Here is a 14,784-nt window from a genome sequence, read left to right as displayed (position 1 = left end):
AAACCCCTTCATACTCAGAGTATGAAGGGGTTTTTCATTTTAAACTATCTGGTTACTTTACCAACTGCAGGATATTTGTTGTTCTGGTATTCTGTTTCCTTTTAGCAGAGCTGAAAGGTGCACCGGGAGGAGCCTTCATATCAAGTTCTACAGTAAGTGTTGTGAGCGTCTTCGACTTTTCAAACACTCCTTTTCCTACATTGAAGTATAACTTTCCGCTGCCGGAATAACCGGTGTTCTTCATTGATATACCATTTGCTTTCGCATCAGGTGCGAGTTCTGCAGTGCTGATAAGTGAAGCATCAATTACTGCATATGTATCATCACCGGCTTTTTCAAACGATGATAATTTAAAGCCATGTGTATTCTGAATCGCGAAAATCTGAAAACTTGCCGGCTTCTGGGGGAAATACCAGGTTGAATCTTTTGCTACTTTGGCTTCAGGGAGTTTTCTGAATAACTGCATCACCACCGGACGTAATGCCCCGTCAGTAATATCCTGCACAAAAGACTGCTTTTCTTCAGCGCTGATAGAATCTTTCATTTTACGCAATTCGAGAATTTTATCAGCAATCTTAGTTGTCCGGTAAATCTCTGAAATATTGCCGTGTTTGTCAACCCTTGCGTTAAACGGATTGTTTATTAGTGCCTGATATTCAAGAAACCGGTCTTCTACAGAAGTATCATTTTTTGCGCTGGAGATGTATTTATATTTTTCTTCGTTAAAACTTCCGTCAACAGCAACTTCTTTGAAATTGAAACTCAGTTCCATGGTTTTGTCAGCTTCTACTTCCTCAACCTTTACTTCAATGAGGTAAGAAATCTGCTGCTTAGCACGCATGGTCTGCGTTGTATCAGTCTGTAACGACTGTGTCTCTTCGGTTATTGAAGTTAGTTTGTACTTGTAGGTGTTTCCTTTAGTTACAGTATAACTCAGATCAAAATCAGCAAATGAGTTATCTGTAATTGGAGTTCCTTTAATCTCTGAAGTATCAACAGTAAGGAGGTCTGATCCTGATGACTCCGGTTCTTTTTCTTTTGAATCACAACCTGTCAGAGTAAGAAACAATGCCATTACAATAAAAGTAAGTGTGAAATTTCTGAATTTATTCATAAAGGAGATAGCCCTTTTTAATTTTAATAAAATTAACTAATTCCTGATTGTAAGAGTTATATATAACATCAGGATTCTCGCCGCTTTTAAGGCGTGTCATAAGGTCATGTTTGCCTGACAAAATACTGAAACTTTTTTCCCGGAAACTGAAGTCTGCCGGATGCATCTTTATTACATGATGCAGGATTCTGAGTGTCAGCAGAATAGGATCTGATTTCAAATTCTTTTGGGGAGTAATCTTTATTCCTTTGCATTCTTTATCCTTATGCTTCGGATTTGAGACTGCATTCTGTATCTCCACAGGAGTAAAGTCAACGGCCTCAAAGGAAATATCCTGATACTGATATTTTTTTAGTTCTGTCAGAAGCTTTTCGTTATCAAGATAGGGCGATCCAAAAAGGAGGAAGGGGAAATATGTGCCGCGCCCCTCTGAAAGATTGGTACCTTCGAAAAGACAGGTTCCCGGATACATCAGCATAGTTTCCGGGGACATGATATTCGGAGAGGGTTTAATAAAATTCTCTGCTGTAACTGACAGGGGAGCGTCATACCGGTAATTTTTCATCGGGATAACTGTCAGTGAAGGAGATTTTGCATTAAGAAGTTCTCCTGCATAATAATTAGCAAGTTCGCCAATTGACATGCCATGCGCAACCGGAATCGGAGCTATCCCCACAAATGATGTGAGGCCGGTATCTCTGACAGGACCAAAACTGCCCATAAAAGCAATCGGGTTTGGCCGGTCGAGGACAATCACAGGAATATTGTTTTCAGCAGCTGCCTCAATGGTATAATACAGCGTTGATATATAAGTATAAAACCTTGCGCCGACATCCTGAATATCAAAAATTAAAAGGTCAACATTTTTCAGCATCTCTTTAGTTGGTTTGCGGTGAACTCCATAAAGAGAAAAAACCGGGACACCGGTTTTTGCATCAGTTGAATTATCAATTTTCTCACCTGCCGATGCGTCACCTCTTATACCATGTTCCGGGCCAAAGAGAGTGGTAAGACGGGCATAAGGTGCCAGACTGAAAAGTGAATCGGCAAGATGTGTTCCGTTCTTAAAGACCGCAGTATGGTTTGTGACAAGTCCGATTTGTTTTCCTTTAAGCAAATCTTTCTTTTCAGAAAACAAACGGTCAGCACCCATGATAATTTCAGTATTCTGGGCAGCCGTAAAGCCTGTAAAAATTAAAAAAAGAGGGAGAAAAAGGAGGGAGCGCAAAGAAATGCGCTCCCGGAATATTTTATAATAATTCATTGCGTGAAAAGAAATGTGAGATTTCAAGTGCCGCATTTTCGTCTGAATCAGAACCGTGAATAGCATTTTCCGCCTTTGAACTGGCAAATAACTTTCTGATGGTTCCTTCATCTGCCTGTGCAGGATCGGTAGCGCCGATCAGTTTTCTGAAATCAGCTACTGCATTTTCTTTTTCAAGTGCAATAGGTACCACTGGCCCGGAGGTCATGAAATCAACCAATTCACCGTAAAATGGTCTTTCTTTATGCACTTCATAAAATGCCTGGGCTGACTCTTTGCTCAGGCGGACGAGTTTCATTCCTTTTACTTTGAATCCTGCTTCAGTAATCTGAGCAATAATCTTTCCTACAACATTTTTTCTGACGCCATCGGGTTTAATGATAGCCAGGGTTCTGTTTGACAATGTAAGTTATCCTTTCTTCTATTTTTTCTTGCTTACTTTTTTTACAGTCTTTTTTGCTGTTGTTGCCGATGACTTTTTTACTACAGGTTTAACACTGTTCTTTTTAACAGCTGTCTTTTTGGGGGCAGCAGCCTTTTTAGCGGGAGCAGCTTTTTTAACCATAGCAGATTTTGACTTCAGTTCATCAATGGCTTTTTTCATGGTAACACCCATATCAGCAGGGCTCTCAACTACTTTGATGCCTGCTTTCTTCATCGCGTGCATTTTTTCAGTTGCGGTGCCTTTACCGCCGGAAATGATCGCGCCTGCGTGTCCCATTCTTCTGCCGGGAGGTGCTGTTCTTCCGGCAATAAATCCGACAACCGGTTTGTTTACATATTTCTTGATGTATGCGGCTGCTTCTTCTTCAGCACTTCCGCCAATTTCACCAATCATAATAATGCCGTGAGTATCAGGATCTTCGTTAAAGAGCTTTACGATATCAGCGAACTTTGATCCGATTACCGGGTCGCCTCCGATACCAACACAGGTTGACTGCCCAAGTCCGACATCGGTTAACTGTTTTACTGCTTCATAGGTTAATGTTCCGCTTCTTGAAACAACTCCAATTTTACCTGCTTTGTGAATGAAACCCGGCATAATTCCGACTTTCGCCTGACCAGGGGAAATTACGCCCGGACAGTTTGGTCCGATAAGAACTACTCCTTTATCCTTTATATTGTGATAAGCTTTTATCATATCAGCTGCGGGAATACCTTCGGTTATACAGATAATAACCTTGATGCCGGCTTCGGCTGCTTCCATGATAGCATCAGCCGCGAAAGCAGGAGGAACAAAAATCACGGAAGTATTTGCTTTTGCGTAATTGACCGCGTCTTTAACGGTATTATATACGGGAACGCCGTTGAAAGTTTCTCCTCCTTTACCGGGAGTAACACCTGCAACAACGTTAGTTCCATAAGCGACCATTTGTTCGGTATGGAACGAGCCCTCTTGTCCGGTTATTCCCTGGACAACAAGGCGGGTTTTTCTGTTAACTAATATACTCATTGAGTCCTCTGTTGAATAGAATCTTATGGTTTATTGAAATTCATTGCTGCCTGAAGTATATACCCCTCATTAAACTGATCAGCAAGCAGTTGTATACCCAAGGGCAGACCGTTTTCAGCTTTTCCGAAGGGAATACTCATGGCCGGAATACCCGCAAGATTAGCTGAGGTTGTATAGATATCACTGAGATACATCTCAAGCGGATCATCATTCTTTTCGCCGATTTTAAACGCGGTACCGGGTGTGGTCGGGGTTAATAACAAATCCACTTCTGAAAAGACCTTCTTAAAATCACCCGCGATTTTTTGTCTGACCTGCTGCGCTTTTCGGTAATATGCGTCATAATAACCGGAAGAAAGGACGTAGGTACCAAGCATGATCCTCCGTTTTACCTCTGTTCCGAATCCTTTTGAGCGGGATGCAGTGTACATCTCCTGGGGATTCCGGGCTGAATCCTCTCTGTATCCGTATCGTACACCATCAAAGCGAGCAAGATTTGACGAAGCTTCGGCAGTGGCAAGTATATAATATACAGCAATTGCAAACGGAGTGTGGGGGAGAGAAACCTCTACAATACGGTGACCGGCTTCTCTGAGTTCAAAAGCTGCCTGGTTTACCTTGTTTCTGATTTCAGGGTTTAGGTCAGCTGTGAGATACTCGACAGGCAATCCGATGGTAAAAGTGCTTTTATTTTCCGGAATTGGATATACGGGAGAAATTTCCTTTGTAACGGATGTTGAATCATTGCGGTCGAAACCAGATATCACTTCAAGCAGCAGGGCACTGTCTTTAACCGATCTGCTTAAAGGTCCGACTGAATCCAAAGAAGAAGCAAATGCTGTCAGACCGTACCTGGAAACTCTGGAATAGGTTGGCTTGAGGCCGAATATACCACAATAGGCGGCCGGCTGCCTTATTGATCCACCGGTATCGGTTCCTAGTGCAGCATCACACATATGCGCGGCAACTGCTGCTGCTGAACCACCGCTTGACCCGCCTGGGACATACTCTGGATTATATGGATTTCGAACTGGTCCGAACGCTGAATTCTCATTAGAAGATCCCATCGCAAACTCATCACAAGAGGTCTTGCCAATGATGATTGCGTCTTCAGCTATTAGTTTTTGTACGGAAGTTGCTGTATAAACAGCTTTAAAATTTTTAAGTATCTCTGAGCAGCAGGTCAGAGTTTTGCCCTCGATTGATAAGACATCTTTAATTGCGATAACCGCACCTGCCAGTTTTCCATGTTTGCCAGCGTTAATTTTCTTTTCTGCCAATTCCGCGGCTTCTAATGCTTCATTTTCAAAAACTTCAGTGAACGCATTCAGATGTCTCAGCTTTTCAATGCGGTTTAGATAAAAGGATACATTATCTTTCAGCGAAAGATTACCGCTTCTTATCTGTTCCTGTTTTTCAGCAATGGATCTGTAGGGGAGCAAGCGAGGTTCCGTTACCCTTGATTCTTGTTATTGTTTTTTGGGGTGTCATCAGTATCCATGGATTTCTTGATTTCATTTTCAACTTCTGACATAGATTTTTTAACCTCACGAAGTCCTTTACCAAAACTGCGTAGAATTTCCGGCAGACGTTTTGGTCCGAAAACAAGTAAAATAACTAGTCCGATGACAATAATTTCACCGGTTCCGATGTTAGAGAACATAGTTATTTATCTTTGATCTCTTTTTTTGAATCATCAGAATTGTTTTCAGCAGGATCTTTAACTGCTTTTTTAAATTCCTTGATACCTTTACCAAGTCCCTGTGCCAGTTCCGGAATCTTTTTTGCTCCGAACAGCAGCATGATGATACCGACTATGATAAGTATTTCTGTAAAGCCAAGATTAGGCATGTTGTACCTTTTTCTCTGAAAGTGAATTAATTACGGAAGTAAATAATCTGAGTCCGTCTGCGGTTCCCAGAAGTAAATCAGCATTTCTTTCCGGATGAGGCATAAGTCCGAGAACATTTCCTTCGGTGTTGATGATACCCGCAATATTGTTAGCTGATCCGTTTGGATTTGTATCCGGCCCGGTGTTTCCTTTTTTGTCGGAATACCTGAAAAGAATTCTGTTTTCTCTTTCCAGTTGTTCAATTATTTCAGCTGATGCAGTATAATTACCCTCACCGTGAGCAATTGGAAAATTAACAACCTCTCCCTTTGAATAAAGGGCAGTGAATAGTGAATTACTGTGCTCAACACGAAGATACTGATCAGAACAGATGAATTTAAGTGCCTTATTAGTGTTGAGAGCTCCCGGGAGCAGTCCGGCTTCACAAAGTATCTGAAACCCGTTGCAAATACCGATGATTATTGTTCCTTCACCAGCTGCATTTTTAACAGATTGCATAACGGGTGAAAGACCTGCAATGGCTCCGGATCGGAGATAATCTCCGTAGGAGAATCCGCCCGGCAGGATGATTAGATCATAATGACCGGTAAAAGTATCCTTGTGCCAGATAAACTCAGATGTCACGTTGTCAAATCTGGAGAGTGCATCAAAGGCATCGTGATCGCAGTTCGATCCCGGAAAAACAACAACTCCTGCGTTTATTATGCTCATATTTTCTGCAGATTTATCTGAAATTCTTCCATAACCGGATTTGCCAGCAGTTTCGCACAGAAATCATTAGCGAGCGCCCGGGCTTCTTTTTCATCATCGGTATTGATGGTAAAGTCAATATGCTTATTCACTCTGACATCGGAAATGGCTTCATATCCAAGGAGTCTGGCACCTTGCTCAACGGCCTTACCCTGAGGGTCTAAAATAGATTTTCTTCTTTTTACATATACCTGAACCGAATACACGTTGCTACCTCTCTGATAGCTCCGAATTACTGTGCGGAGCTGATAATTTATAATACAGTTCTCTGAAAATACCGAAGAGAATCACAAAAATGAAGAAATAAAAAATCATGCCTGCTCCCCAAAAGATGGTCGTAACCAGGCCGGCAAGAAGGAATAAAAAATGAAATGGTTTATCCTTAACGCCCTCAACTGAAAGCTTCGGTAAAGTCTCATACTTGATTCTGCTCACCATAAGTATGGACAATCCAACCACCAATGGAAAACTCCAGGCAACAAACTCTTCCCTGATCAATCCGGCGTTCTCGCTCAAAAAAATGAATGAAGCCAGGGTAATTGCCGAACTGGGAATCGGAAGCCCGCTGAAACTCTTTTTATCATAATCAGTAAGTTCTGAATTAAATCTTGCAAGCCGGAAGCCACCTGCCAGCATCATCAGCGATGCAAAGATTATACCCCAGATGCCAAATTTCTCGAATACTGCATGGTAAATTAAAAACGAAGGAGCAGCCCCAAAACTAATGACATCCGCCAGAGAATCGAGTTCAACCCCAAATTCACTGCCGGATTTCAGCAGCCGGGCACTTAGTCCATCAAGAGCATCTAAAATTGCAGCGATAATGATCACCCAGGCAGCATCCCGGAATCTGCCATTTGAGGCAAGAATCATGGAATAAAACCCGAAAAACATACTCAGCAGAGTAAAAAAATTGGGTATAATTCTGCGGTATGCCTGTTTTCTCATTGAGCCGGCTTTTCTGCCTTATAAAGCACGGTTTCGCCTGCTTTTACGATATCACCGACTTTGACCTGGGTCGAGAAACCTTCTCCAACCCAGACATCCACGCGGCTGCCAAATTTGATCATGCCAAACCTTTTCCCCATGATAACCTGATCACCGGCCTTAAGGTCGTATACTATTCTTCTTGCAACGAATCCGGCAACCTGAGTAAAGAGAACTTTTCCAAGTTTTGAATCCAAAGCTATCTCCGAACGTTCATTTACCTCTGACGCCTTGTCTTCAAAAGCAGCAATGTACTGACCTTTGTGGTATTTGACATAGTTAACTGAGCCGTCAACCGGGATGCGGTTGACATGGACGTTCAGAGGGGACATAAAAACAGAAATCTGTGTGGCTTTTCCCTTAATGAAATTGGGTTCTTCAATCTCTTTAATGATAATGACTTTTCCATCAGCAGGGGAGACAATTACGTCCTTTGCGGAGGGAGTATTTCTTTCAGGGTCACGGAAAAAATTCAGGGTGAAAATGGTTAAAAGCCCTGTAAAAACGAAAAGCGAGTATTTGAGAATAGGATTTTCTGCCCAGATACCAGCGAGTATCAGGATAAAACATAGGGCAAAAACCACTCCCATGGTCGAATAGCCGTATTTTGTCATCTGCCTTTCCGGAAATAAAAAAAAGTAATATGAAAGTTAAGTAACCTGCAGGTAAGAATGAAACGATTGAATCCACAGGATTGCGGATTCTTTTATCCTGATCGGTTTTGGGGAATTGACGGAGTTTATCAAAAATCGAAAAAATATTTACAGGAAGCGGTACCCTTCACTCCCAAGTGGAGCGATTTGAGTCCTGAATTAGAAGATCAGGATGAGTATATTTTGAATCCATTTTTTATTAATTGAGAGACTGAAAGGACAATATGAAAGGCGGATTCCCCGGAATGCCCAACATGATGAAACAGATTCAAAAAATGCAGGAAGACATAGCTAAAGCACAGCAACAGCTTGGAAACCTGACGGTCAGCGAAGAGGCTGGTGGCGGTATGATTAAGGCTACAGTAAATGGCAACAAGGAACTTATTTCGCTTGTGATTGATCCGAGTGTTATTAATGCAGAGGAAAAAGAAATACTCGAAGATCTGGTGGTTGCCGCAGTTAACAAGGCAATTGCTTCAGCTACAAAACTTGCTGAAGAAGAGATGCAAAAAGTGACTAAGGGAATGCTCCCTCCCGGACTCAATATCCCCGGATTCTGATTTTGATTGCTGAGCCGCTTCAGAAAATGATCGAGGAATTTGCAAAATTCCCGGGAATTGGAAAAAAATCAGCCCAGCGATTGGCCATGTATCTTTTTCGCAGTAAAGATCCTGATTTTCAGAAGTTTTTAGATGCTGTTCAGTCATTAAAGCGGGATTTACATTCATGTAATATCTGCTATAATATCACTGAAAAAGAGATTTGTTCAATCTGCAGCAGTGAAAAGAGAGATAAATCCGTTATTTGCGTTGTGGAAGAAGCAGGCGATATCCTGCACATTGAAAGAGCCAATGAGTTCAGGGGTGTCTATCACGTTCTGGGGGGAGTGCTGATGCCTCTGAAGGGAATTTATAAAGAAGAACTGAGAATTAAAGAACTCCTTGAGAGAGTAATGGTTGGGAATGTTCTTGAGGTGATTCTGGCATTAAATCCTGATACGGAGGGAGACACTACTTCACTAATGCTCATGAAAGAACTGGAGAATTTTCCGATTAAAGTTACCCGCCTGGCAAGGGGAATTCCAATAGGTGGCGATTTGGAATTTTCCGACGATGCCACCATTGGCAGAGCAATGGCAGGCCGGATTACCGTAAAATGAGTGAATGGTTTGATACGTGGTTTGAAACTTCAGAGTATCTTGAAATTTACAGCCACAGAAATGAAGAGGACGCAGAGAAATTATCAAATTTGATAAGTTCACAGATACCAGGTGATGGTAATAAAAGTGTGCTTGACCTTTGCTGCGGTGCTGGCCGGCATTCTTTGCTTTTTGCCAAAAAAGGTTTTAGTGTAACGGGAATTGATCTCAGTGCAAATCTGCTCGATCATGCACGTCACCGTGCTGCTGCGGAGAATCTGAAGGTTAATTTTATCCGCAGTGATATAAGAAATCTTGATTATTTCAACTCGTTTGACATCATTGTTAATCTGTTCACCAGTTTTGGCTATTTTGAATCCGATGAACAGAATTTTTCTATTCTCCGGGCAATAAATAATGCACTTAAACCTGAGGGGTGGTTTATAATTGACTTCTTTAATGCAGATTATTTAAGAAATAACCTGGTCCCTCAGAGTTATAGGAAGTATGAGAATTATGCTATCGAACAGCGCCGTTCTATTTCTCAAAACAGAGTGATTAAGGAAATCAAAATTACAGATGCGCAAAACGTCAGACGTTATTTTGAATCAGTCAGGTTATATACTCCTGATGAACTTACAAGTGCTCTTGAATCTGAGGGGTTAACCATGAAAAAAATATTCGGTGATTATTCTGGTAATCCGTTAACTAAAGCATCTGAAAGACTGATTATATTTGCTCAAAAAAGTTAGTCTCTTTGTTATAATAATATTGCTGGTAAAGGGCTGCGGTTTATTCGATGTACGTGACTCCGAACCACCGGTTAATCCGCGTGACACAAATCAGTTCGCAACCTCTTCAGAGATGTTGATTAAAAATTTTATCACATCAGTAAGAGAAATGAATGCTGATAATTATACAGCGAATTTTGCTGATTCCGTGCAATCAGGGTTTAAGTATATATTTACCCCTTCTTCAAATGCGGCACTGATTTATCCGGTATTTTCAGGAGAGTGGGGGAGAGAAGAAGAAAACCGTTATTTTAGAAATTTTCTTGCCGAACTCAGCGAAGAAAGAAAGGTAACAATCACTTTGACTGATTCTGTAATAAACCGATATGGTGACAGTGCCCTGTTCATATGCAAATATTCTCTGGCAGTACCTCCTTCATCAAATCAGCAGCTGCTTACCTATTCGGGTGAGATGAGATTAAGGATGAAGGTTAACAAAAATCTCATCTGGGAAATATTTCACTGGGAGGATTATAAAACCACTATAAATCCGAGTTGGAGTGACCTGAAGGGTGAAAAGTACTAAGGCGCTAATTTCCGGAATATTTGTTTTTCTCCTGCTGAGTGGTTGTGATAATCCATTTGCTCCACGGGTTTCCTCCCTGGAGCAGTCCGGTTCAGGGTTGTTTTCCGATCAGAAGACCATAGATGGTGTTTTCAGAAATCTGCAGTATGCTTATAGTCTGCGTGATACTCTCTATTATGGTCCTCTGCTTGATCAGGAATTCACATTTACCTATCGTGATTATGATTTGGGGTTTGATGTTACATGGGGCAGAGAAGAAGATATCAGGACAACTGCCGGCCTCTTTAGTAATTCCGAACGTCTTGAACTTATTTGGAATAACATTATTACTTCAAGTGAGGATAGTGTTTCTGCATTGATAATAAGGGGGTTTAATCTTACCATAACGTTTAATCCCTCCGACATTGTCAGAATTGACGGCAGGGTTAATCTGTCTATGAAGAAAAATGAGCAGGGGGTATGGAAAATAATTAAATGGATAGACGAATCTAATTTATAGAATATGTTTTTACTTAAAGAACTGGTCAAATCCGTAAGATATACCTCCACTGGTTTTATGTTTTCTCTGCTGACTTCGGTATTTGGTTTACTGCTTTTATATGCTACCCTCGTTGGTATGCAGATTCCTGAACTACTCTCCGAAAAGCTTTCCCGTTCTTTTAAGATGACGCTCTTTCTAAAAGAAGGTCTCAGTGAGGATGAAACCTCGTCTCTGAACAAACAGGTTCTTGCGGAAAAAAGTGTCATCCATTCGGAATATCTAAGTAAATCTGATGCGGCAAGACTTTTTAAGGCAAAAACGGGGGAAGATTTTGCCACCATTCTGACCGATAATCCTCTTCCGGCTTCGTTCCGGCTTACTCTGGAACCAGGAACGCCCCCCGGCAAAATCGAATATCTGAGGGAAGAATTTCAAAAACTACCTGGTGTCGAGGAAGCAGTATTTGAAGGTGAACTTTACCTCATGCTTTTCGGGGCGATTCAGAAGATCAATCGACTTCTTCCGTATCTTACCATCTTGCTTCTGATTGCTGCTTTTTACCTCAATTACAGCACAACCTCCCTTAGTTTGGAAAAAAGGAGGGTGGAAACAAGTATAATGGTACTAGTCGGGGCAACAGCAGGCAAGATAAGAATGCCGGTGCTCTTTTACAGCCTTTTAATTGCGCTCATCTCAACTTTGATCGCCGGAGGAGTTGTATATTTTGGCAGCAGGCTTATTCAGCAATATGTCGAATTTCTTCCTGATGGATTTCTCCTATCATATAACGTCCTATCATTCTGGGCGATCTCGGGAATAGGAATTGGTCTTTTAAGCGGGCTTCTCTGTGCAGCAAAGGTGAAACTCAAATAAGAGGGTGTCCGGCAGGTCACAAATAAAAGACTCTTTTTTGAGGTTCAGGGCAATTTAGCTATCTTTCAGATTCATTTTTCAGGAGTATTTTTCTTTAATGACAATCAGAAATATTATTGTTTTTCTGGTACTTGTGTTGTTACATTCAACGCAATTGCTGGCTCAAGACCAAAATACAATAATTGGCAGTCCACTAAATAACCGGATTCAGAGCCAGGGAGCATATTATGACTATTCCAATCCTGAAATGATTAATATCAAGGTCAATATCTGGGGAAATGTACGATTCCCCGGTCAATACCTGGTTCCCCAGTCTCTTAATGTAATAGAATTAATTACACTTGCGGGTGGTCCAACTAACGATGCAAAACTGGATGAAATTCGTCTCTACCGCATGAAAGCGGATTCAACCTACGATATTATTCCCCTTGATTACGAAAATATACTCTGGGGCAGAGATGATGTAAACATTAAAAAGGTGATGGGCATATTACCGGGAGATGTTCTAGTTTTCCCGGGAGAACCGCGATGGTATCTCAGAGATTATTTATCCCTCGGCTTTTCTACGTTATCGGCTTTAATTTCGGTAACGCTTTTAATTTATCAGATAACCAAGTAAGGGGTTTTGCATTTGAAACCGAACAGCTTTATGAATGAAACAGAGACACTGAGTCTGAAAGATTATCTGAATATTATCAGACTGAATCTGTTTCCGATATTACTTATTACCTTAACGACTCTGACATTCTCGATTATATACGCGGTCACGGCAAGAAATATATATACGTCTTCTGCTTCCGTAAAAATTTCTCAGGCAAAGTCCAATATTCTTGAAGCTCCCTTTTTTATGGAATCATCAGGATTCGGAAATGACCGTGTGATTGCAAATGAGATTGAAATTCTTAAGAATTATGATTTCCGGGAGAGAGTAGCCCAGGCGCTTATTGACAGTTTTAAGGTATATAATGATCCTTCAAGATTTTCCATTCTTCTGCAATCATCTGAAAGCGGAGTGCCTCCTCAGCTGATTACCCTCTCCAGACTGACAGACAGACTTGCTTCTGTGGCTATTGAGCAAAAGAGGGGACTTGATATCGTCACCATTAAAGCTGAATCGCCATCTGCCTGGGAAGCTGCTCTGATAGCAAGTACCTATGCTTCCGTTTACTTCAAGTACGACCTTGAATTTAACCGAAACCAGTTAACGGTCGTTCGCAGATTTCTGGAAGATCAGAGGAAAGATAAATTAAATGAACTGAATGCTTCTGAAGATATACTTAAAGCATATCAGCAGCAGGGGGGGATCATCGTTCTCGAAGAACAGGCCTCTCAACTGGTCGGCCAGCTTTCTCAATTTGAATCTCAGAAGGGAATGGCAGAAATTGAACTTATGGCTTCTGACAAGACTCTGAAGAAGCTCAAGGAAGAACTGGAGAAACAGGATCCTGAAGCAAATGCTTATATTCAGAGTTTTTCTGCTGAAACCTATCTGAAAACTTTGCAAAATGAAATATCCAAGCTTGAACTGAGCAGAGACCTTGTTTCTCAGAATAATAAATCCGGAGCAAATGGTCAGCTAATTGAAGATTACAATCGTAAGATTGATAATCTTAAAGAAAAGCTCAATGAAAAAATTAATGTTTACAAGGCAGGAGCTCTTGCTTCGACACCCGCTGAAATAAAGGTTGCCATTCAGAAGATTATTGATGAAGAAATCAAAAACTCTTCACTGAGAATAACCATTCAACAGCTCGGAGTAATTATTAGTGAACTCGAAAAGAAGTTCAATATTCTTCCTGGCTCAGCAATTGAACTTGCAAGACTTCAGAGAAAAATGCAGTCACTTGAGAAACTTTATGTGCTGGTAGAAGAGAAGTATCAAGAGGCAGTGATAAATGAACAGTCACAGGCCGGTAAAGTAATTGTAATCGAGAACGCAAGGCCGTCAGACACTCACAGCAAACCAAACCGTATTCTTATCATTATGATAGGTCTGGTAATGGGACTTGGTGTTTCAGTGGGATATGTTTTCATGAAGAATTATTTTGATAATACGGTTAAAACACCAGAGGATATTCAGAAGCGCGGGGAGAATGTTCTGGCCTGGATTCCTCAGATTGAAAGTTCTGTAACCGCAAATGGCCAGAATGAGTTTGAATTTATCGTTGCGAAAAGGCCGGATTCCATCCCCAGCGAAGCTTTCAGAGCACTTAGAACACGTATTCAGTTTACCAGAGTTGACTCAAACAGTTTTAAGACACTATTGGTAACTTCCTCTGCGCCTTCAGAAGGTAAAACGATGATTTCAGGTAACCTCGCCGGAAGTATAGCTCAGGCAGGTAAGAAAACGATCATCGTTGACTGTGATCTTCGTAAACCTCGTATGCATAATTTCTTCAAGACAAACAGATTCCCCGGAGTGGTTGACTACTTGTTCGGTCAGGCAACATTTGAAGAGATACTCAGACAGTCAGAAATTCCTGACCTGCATTATATAACTGCAGGCACTATTCCTCCTAATCCATCAGAAATTCTCGGTTCCGATAAGATGAGGGAGTTTTTTGAAATGCTTAAATCTAAGTATGATTTGGTAATAATTGACTCACCACCGATCATCGCGGTTTCTGACTCAGAAATTCTTTCTCAGTTTGTGGATGCTACCATGCTTGTGGTTTCTGCTAATACCACAGAACTTGAACTCATGGAGAAAGCTCTCGGTATCATCAAAAAAGAAGGAATCAATTTTATCGGAATAGTTCTTAATAATTTTGTCTATAAGAGCACCTATGGCTCCTATTACAAATATTATTATTACTACACGCGTCCCAAGAAAGTTGAGGGACCTAAATTACCTGGTTCAGTTAACAGCTAATTGAAAGAATGATTTCGGCAAGTTTGTTGA

20 protein-coding genes are annotated in these 14,784 nt (G+C 41.2%); 9 read left to right on the top strand and 11 right to left on the bottom strand.

Going from position 1 to position 14,784, the window contains the following annotated elements; genetic code table 11:
• Positions 1-52: 52 nt before the first annotated feature.
• The 11 genes from HRU80_11640 to HRU80_11590 all read right to left on the bottom strand — a co-directional run bounded on the left by HRU80_11640 (position 53) and on the right by HRU80_11590 (position 8,034).
• Positions 53-1,114 carry a hypothetical protein gene (locus tag HRU80_11640; protein ID QOJ29491.1) on the bottom strand — a complete coding sequence of 354 codons (1,062 nt, stop codon included), beginning with the start codon at positions 1,112-1,114 and terminating at the stop codon, positions 53-55.
• A complete protein-coding gene (locus HRU80_11635) occupies positions 1,107-2,267 on the bottom strand; it encodes a DUF1343 domain-containing protein (protein QOJ29490.1) in 1,161 nt (386 codons plus the stop codon). Before HRU80_11635 ends, HRU80_11640 begins: the two co-directional genes overlap by 8 nt.
• A gap of 97 nt (positions 2,268-2,364) precedes the next feature.
• On the bottom strand, positions 2,365-2,781 hold the full coding sequence (gene ndk / locus HRU80_11630; GenBank protein QOJ29489.1) for a nucleoside-diphosphate kinase: 417 nt from the start codon (positions 2,779-2,781) through the stop codon (positions 2,365-2,367).
• An 18-nt stretch (positions 2,782-2,799) separates the two neighbouring features.
• Positions 2,800-3,831: a succinate--CoA ligase subunit alpha gene (gene sucD, locus HRU80_11625; GenBank protein QOJ29488.1), complete on the bottom strand. Its 1,032-nt coding sequence runs from the start codon at positions 3,829-3,831 to the stop codon at positions 2,800-2,802.
• 23 nt (positions 3,832-3,854) lie between these two features.
• The gene (gatA, locus tag HRU80_11620; GenBank protein QOJ29487.1) at positions 3,855-5,273 is read right to left on the bottom strand and encodes an Asp-tRNA(Asn)/Glu-tRNA(Gln) amidotransferase subunit GatA; all 1,419 of its coding nucleotides are present in this window, start codon (positions 5,271-5,273) and stop codon (positions 3,855-3,857) included.
• An 11-nt stretch (positions 5,274-5,284) separates the two neighbouring features.
• Positions 5,285-5,494, bottom strand: coding sequence for a twin-arginine translocase subunit TatB (tatB, locus tag HRU80_11615; protein ID QOJ29486.1), 210 nt, complete (start codon positions 5,492-5,494; stop codon positions 5,285-5,287).
• Between the two features lie 2 nt (positions 5,495-5,496).
• A complete protein-coding gene (locus HRU80_11610) occupies positions 5,497-5,682 on the bottom strand; it encodes a twin-arginine translocase TatA/TatE family subunit (GenBank protein ID QOJ29485.1) in 186 nt (61 codons plus the stop codon).
• On the bottom strand, positions 5,675-6,385 hold the full coding sequence (gene purQ / locus HRU80_11605; GenBank protein ID QOJ30536.1) for a phosphoribosylformylglycinamidine synthase subunit PurQ: 711 nt from the start codon (positions 6,383-6,385) through the stop codon (positions 5,675-5,677). Before purQ ends, HRU80_11610 begins: the two co-directional genes overlap by 8 nt.
• A 5-nt stretch (positions 6,386-6,390) precedes the next feature.
• Complete coding sequence (purS, locus tag HRU80_11600) at positions 6,391-6,639, bottom strand: phosphoribosylformylglycinamidine synthase subunit PurS (protein ID QOJ29484.1); 249 nt, start codon at positions 6,637-6,639, stop codon at positions 6,391-6,393.
• 4 nt (positions 6,640-6,643) lie between these two features.
• On the bottom strand, positions 6,644-7,381 hold the full coding sequence (gene pssA, locus HRU80_11595; protein ID QOJ29483.1) for a CDP-diacylglycerol--serine O-phosphatidyltransferase: 738 nt from the start codon (positions 7,379-7,381) through the stop codon (positions 6,644-6,646).
• Entirely contained in the window at positions 7,378-8,034 is a 657-nt protein-coding gene (locus HRU80_11590) for a phosphatidylserine decarboxylase family protein (GenBank protein ID QOJ29482.1), read from the bottom strand. The genes pssA and HRU80_11590 overlap by 4 nt, the downstream gene beginning before the upstream one ends.
• Positions 8,035-8,091: 57 nt before the next feature.
• Here HRU80_11590 and HRU80_11585 point away from each other — a divergent pair, with 57 nt between their 5' ends.
• The 9 genes from HRU80_11585 (at position 8,092) to HRU80_11545 (ending at position 14,754) form a co-directional block, all read left to right on the top strand.
• Complete coding sequence (locus tag HRU80_11585) at positions 8,092-8,280, top strand: hypothetical protein (GenBank protein QOJ29481.1); 189 nt, start codon at positions 8,092-8,094, stop codon at positions 8,278-8,280.
• 17 nt (positions 8,281-8,297) lie between these two features.
• Entirely contained in the window at positions 8,298-8,633 is a 336-nt protein-coding gene (locus HRU80_11580; GenBank protein ID QOJ29480.1) for a YbaB/EbfC family nucleoid-associated protein, read from the top strand.
• Positions 8,633-9,232 carry a recombination protein RecR gene (gene recR, locus HRU80_11575; GenBank protein QOJ30535.1) on the top strand — a complete coding sequence of 200 codons (600 nt, stop codon included), beginning with the start codon at positions 8,633-8,635 and terminating at the stop codon, positions 9,230-9,232. Before HRU80_11580 ends, recR begins: the two co-directional genes overlap by 1 nt.
• The gene (locus tag HRU80_11570; protein ID QOJ29479.1) at positions 9,229-9,963 is read left to right on the top strand and encodes a methyltransferase domain-containing protein; all 735 of its coding nucleotides are present in this window, start codon (positions 9,229-9,231) and stop codon (positions 9,961-9,963) included. Before recR ends, HRU80_11570 begins: the two co-directional genes overlap by 4 nt.
• Positions 9,947-10,528: a hypothetical protein gene (locus HRU80_11565; protein ID QOJ29478.1), complete on the top strand. Its 582-nt coding sequence runs from the start codon at positions 9,947-9,949 to the stop codon at positions 10,526-10,528. Before HRU80_11570 ends, HRU80_11565 begins: the two co-directional genes overlap by 17 nt.
• A gap of 16 nt (positions 10,529-10,544) precedes the next feature.
• Positions 10,545-11,027 (top strand): hypothetical protein, encoded by a 483-nt coding sequence (locus HRU80_11560; protein ID QOJ30534.1) that lies wholly within the window; start codon positions 10,545-10,547, stop codon positions 11,025-11,027.
• 3 nt (positions 11,028-11,030) lie between these two features.
• Positions 11,031-11,882 (top strand): hypothetical protein, encoded by an 852-nt coding sequence (locus HRU80_11555; protein QOJ29477.1) that lies wholly within the window; start codon positions 11,031-11,033, stop codon positions 11,880-11,882.
• 97 nt (positions 11,883-11,979) lie between these two features.
• Positions 11,980-12,501 carry an SLBB domain-containing protein gene (locus tag HRU80_11550; GenBank protein QOJ29476.1) on the top strand — a complete coding sequence of 174 codons (522 nt, stop codon included), beginning with the start codon at positions 11,980-11,982 and terminating at the stop codon, positions 12,499-12,501.
• 30 nt (positions 12,502-12,531) lie between these two features.
• The gene (locus HRU80_11545; protein QOJ29475.1) at positions 12,532-14,754 is read left to right on the top strand and encodes a polysaccharide biosynthesis tyrosine autokinase; all 2,223 of its coding nucleotides are present in this window, start codon (positions 12,532-12,534) and stop codon (positions 14,752-14,754) included.
• Positions 14,755-14,784: the final 30 nt, after the last annotated feature.

It is taken from the genome of Ignavibacteriales bacterium (genome assembly GCA_015709675.1).
In the GTDB taxonomy this organism is placed as follows: domain Bacteria; phylum Bacteroidota; class Ignavibacteria; order Ignavibacteriales; family Ignavibacteriaceae; genus H2-BAC3.
The sequence above is the reverse complement of the archived record's forward strand: the minus strand, read 5'-3'. Positions and strand labels throughout refer to the sequence as shown.

Bases quoted from the DNA above. Each gene is read 5' to 3' on its own strand.
- HRU80_11570 (QOJ29479.1), top strand. From the start codon at position 9,229: ATGAGTGAATGGTTTGATACGTGGTTTGAAACTTCAGAGTATCTTGAA.
- HRU80_11545 (QOJ29475.1), top strand. From the start codon at position 12,532: ATGAATGAAACAGAGACACTGAGTCTGAAAGATTATCTGAATATTATC.
- HRU80_11635 (QOJ29490.1), bottom strand. From the start codon at position 2,267: ATGGGTGCTGACCGTTTGTTTTCTGAAAAGAAAGATTTGCTTAAAGGA.
- HRU80_11640 (QOJ29491.1), bottom strand. From the start codon at position 1,114: ATGAATAAATTCAGAAATTTCACACTTACTTTTATTGTAATGGCATTG.
- HRU80_11555 (QOJ29477.1), top strand. From the start codon at position 11,031: ATGTTTTTACTTAAAGAACTGGTCAAATCCGTAAGATATACCTCCACT.
- HRU80_11585 (QOJ29481.1), top strand. From the start codon at position 8,092: ATGAAACGATTGAATCCACAGGATTGCGGATTCTTTTATCCTGATCGG.
- HRU80_11550 (QOJ29476.1), top strand. From the start codon at position 11,980: ATGACAATCAGAAATATTATTGTTTTTCTGGTACTTGTGTTGTTACAT.
- tatB (QOJ29486.1), bottom strand. From the start codon at position 5,494: ATGTTCTCTAACATCGGAACCGGTGAAATTATTGTCATCGGACTAGTT.
- pssA (QOJ29483.1), bottom strand. From the start codon at position 7,381: ATGAGAAAACAGGCATACCGCAGAATTATACCCAATTTTTTTACTCTG.
- sucD (QOJ29488.1), bottom strand. From the start codon at position 3,831: ATGAGTATATTAGTTAACAGAAAAACCCGCCTTGTTGTCCAGGGAATA.
- HRU80_11610 (QOJ29485.1), bottom strand. From the start codon at position 5,682: ATGCCTAATCTTGGCTTTACAGAAATACTTATCATAGTCGGTATCATC.
- HRU80_11580 (QOJ29480.1), top strand. From the start codon at position 8,298: ATGAAAGGCGGATTCCCCGGAATGCCCAACATGATGAAACAGATTCAA.
- HRU80_11590 (QOJ29482.1), bottom strand. From the start codon at position 8,034: ATGACAAAATACGGCTATTCGACCATGGGAGTGGTTTTTGCCCTATGT.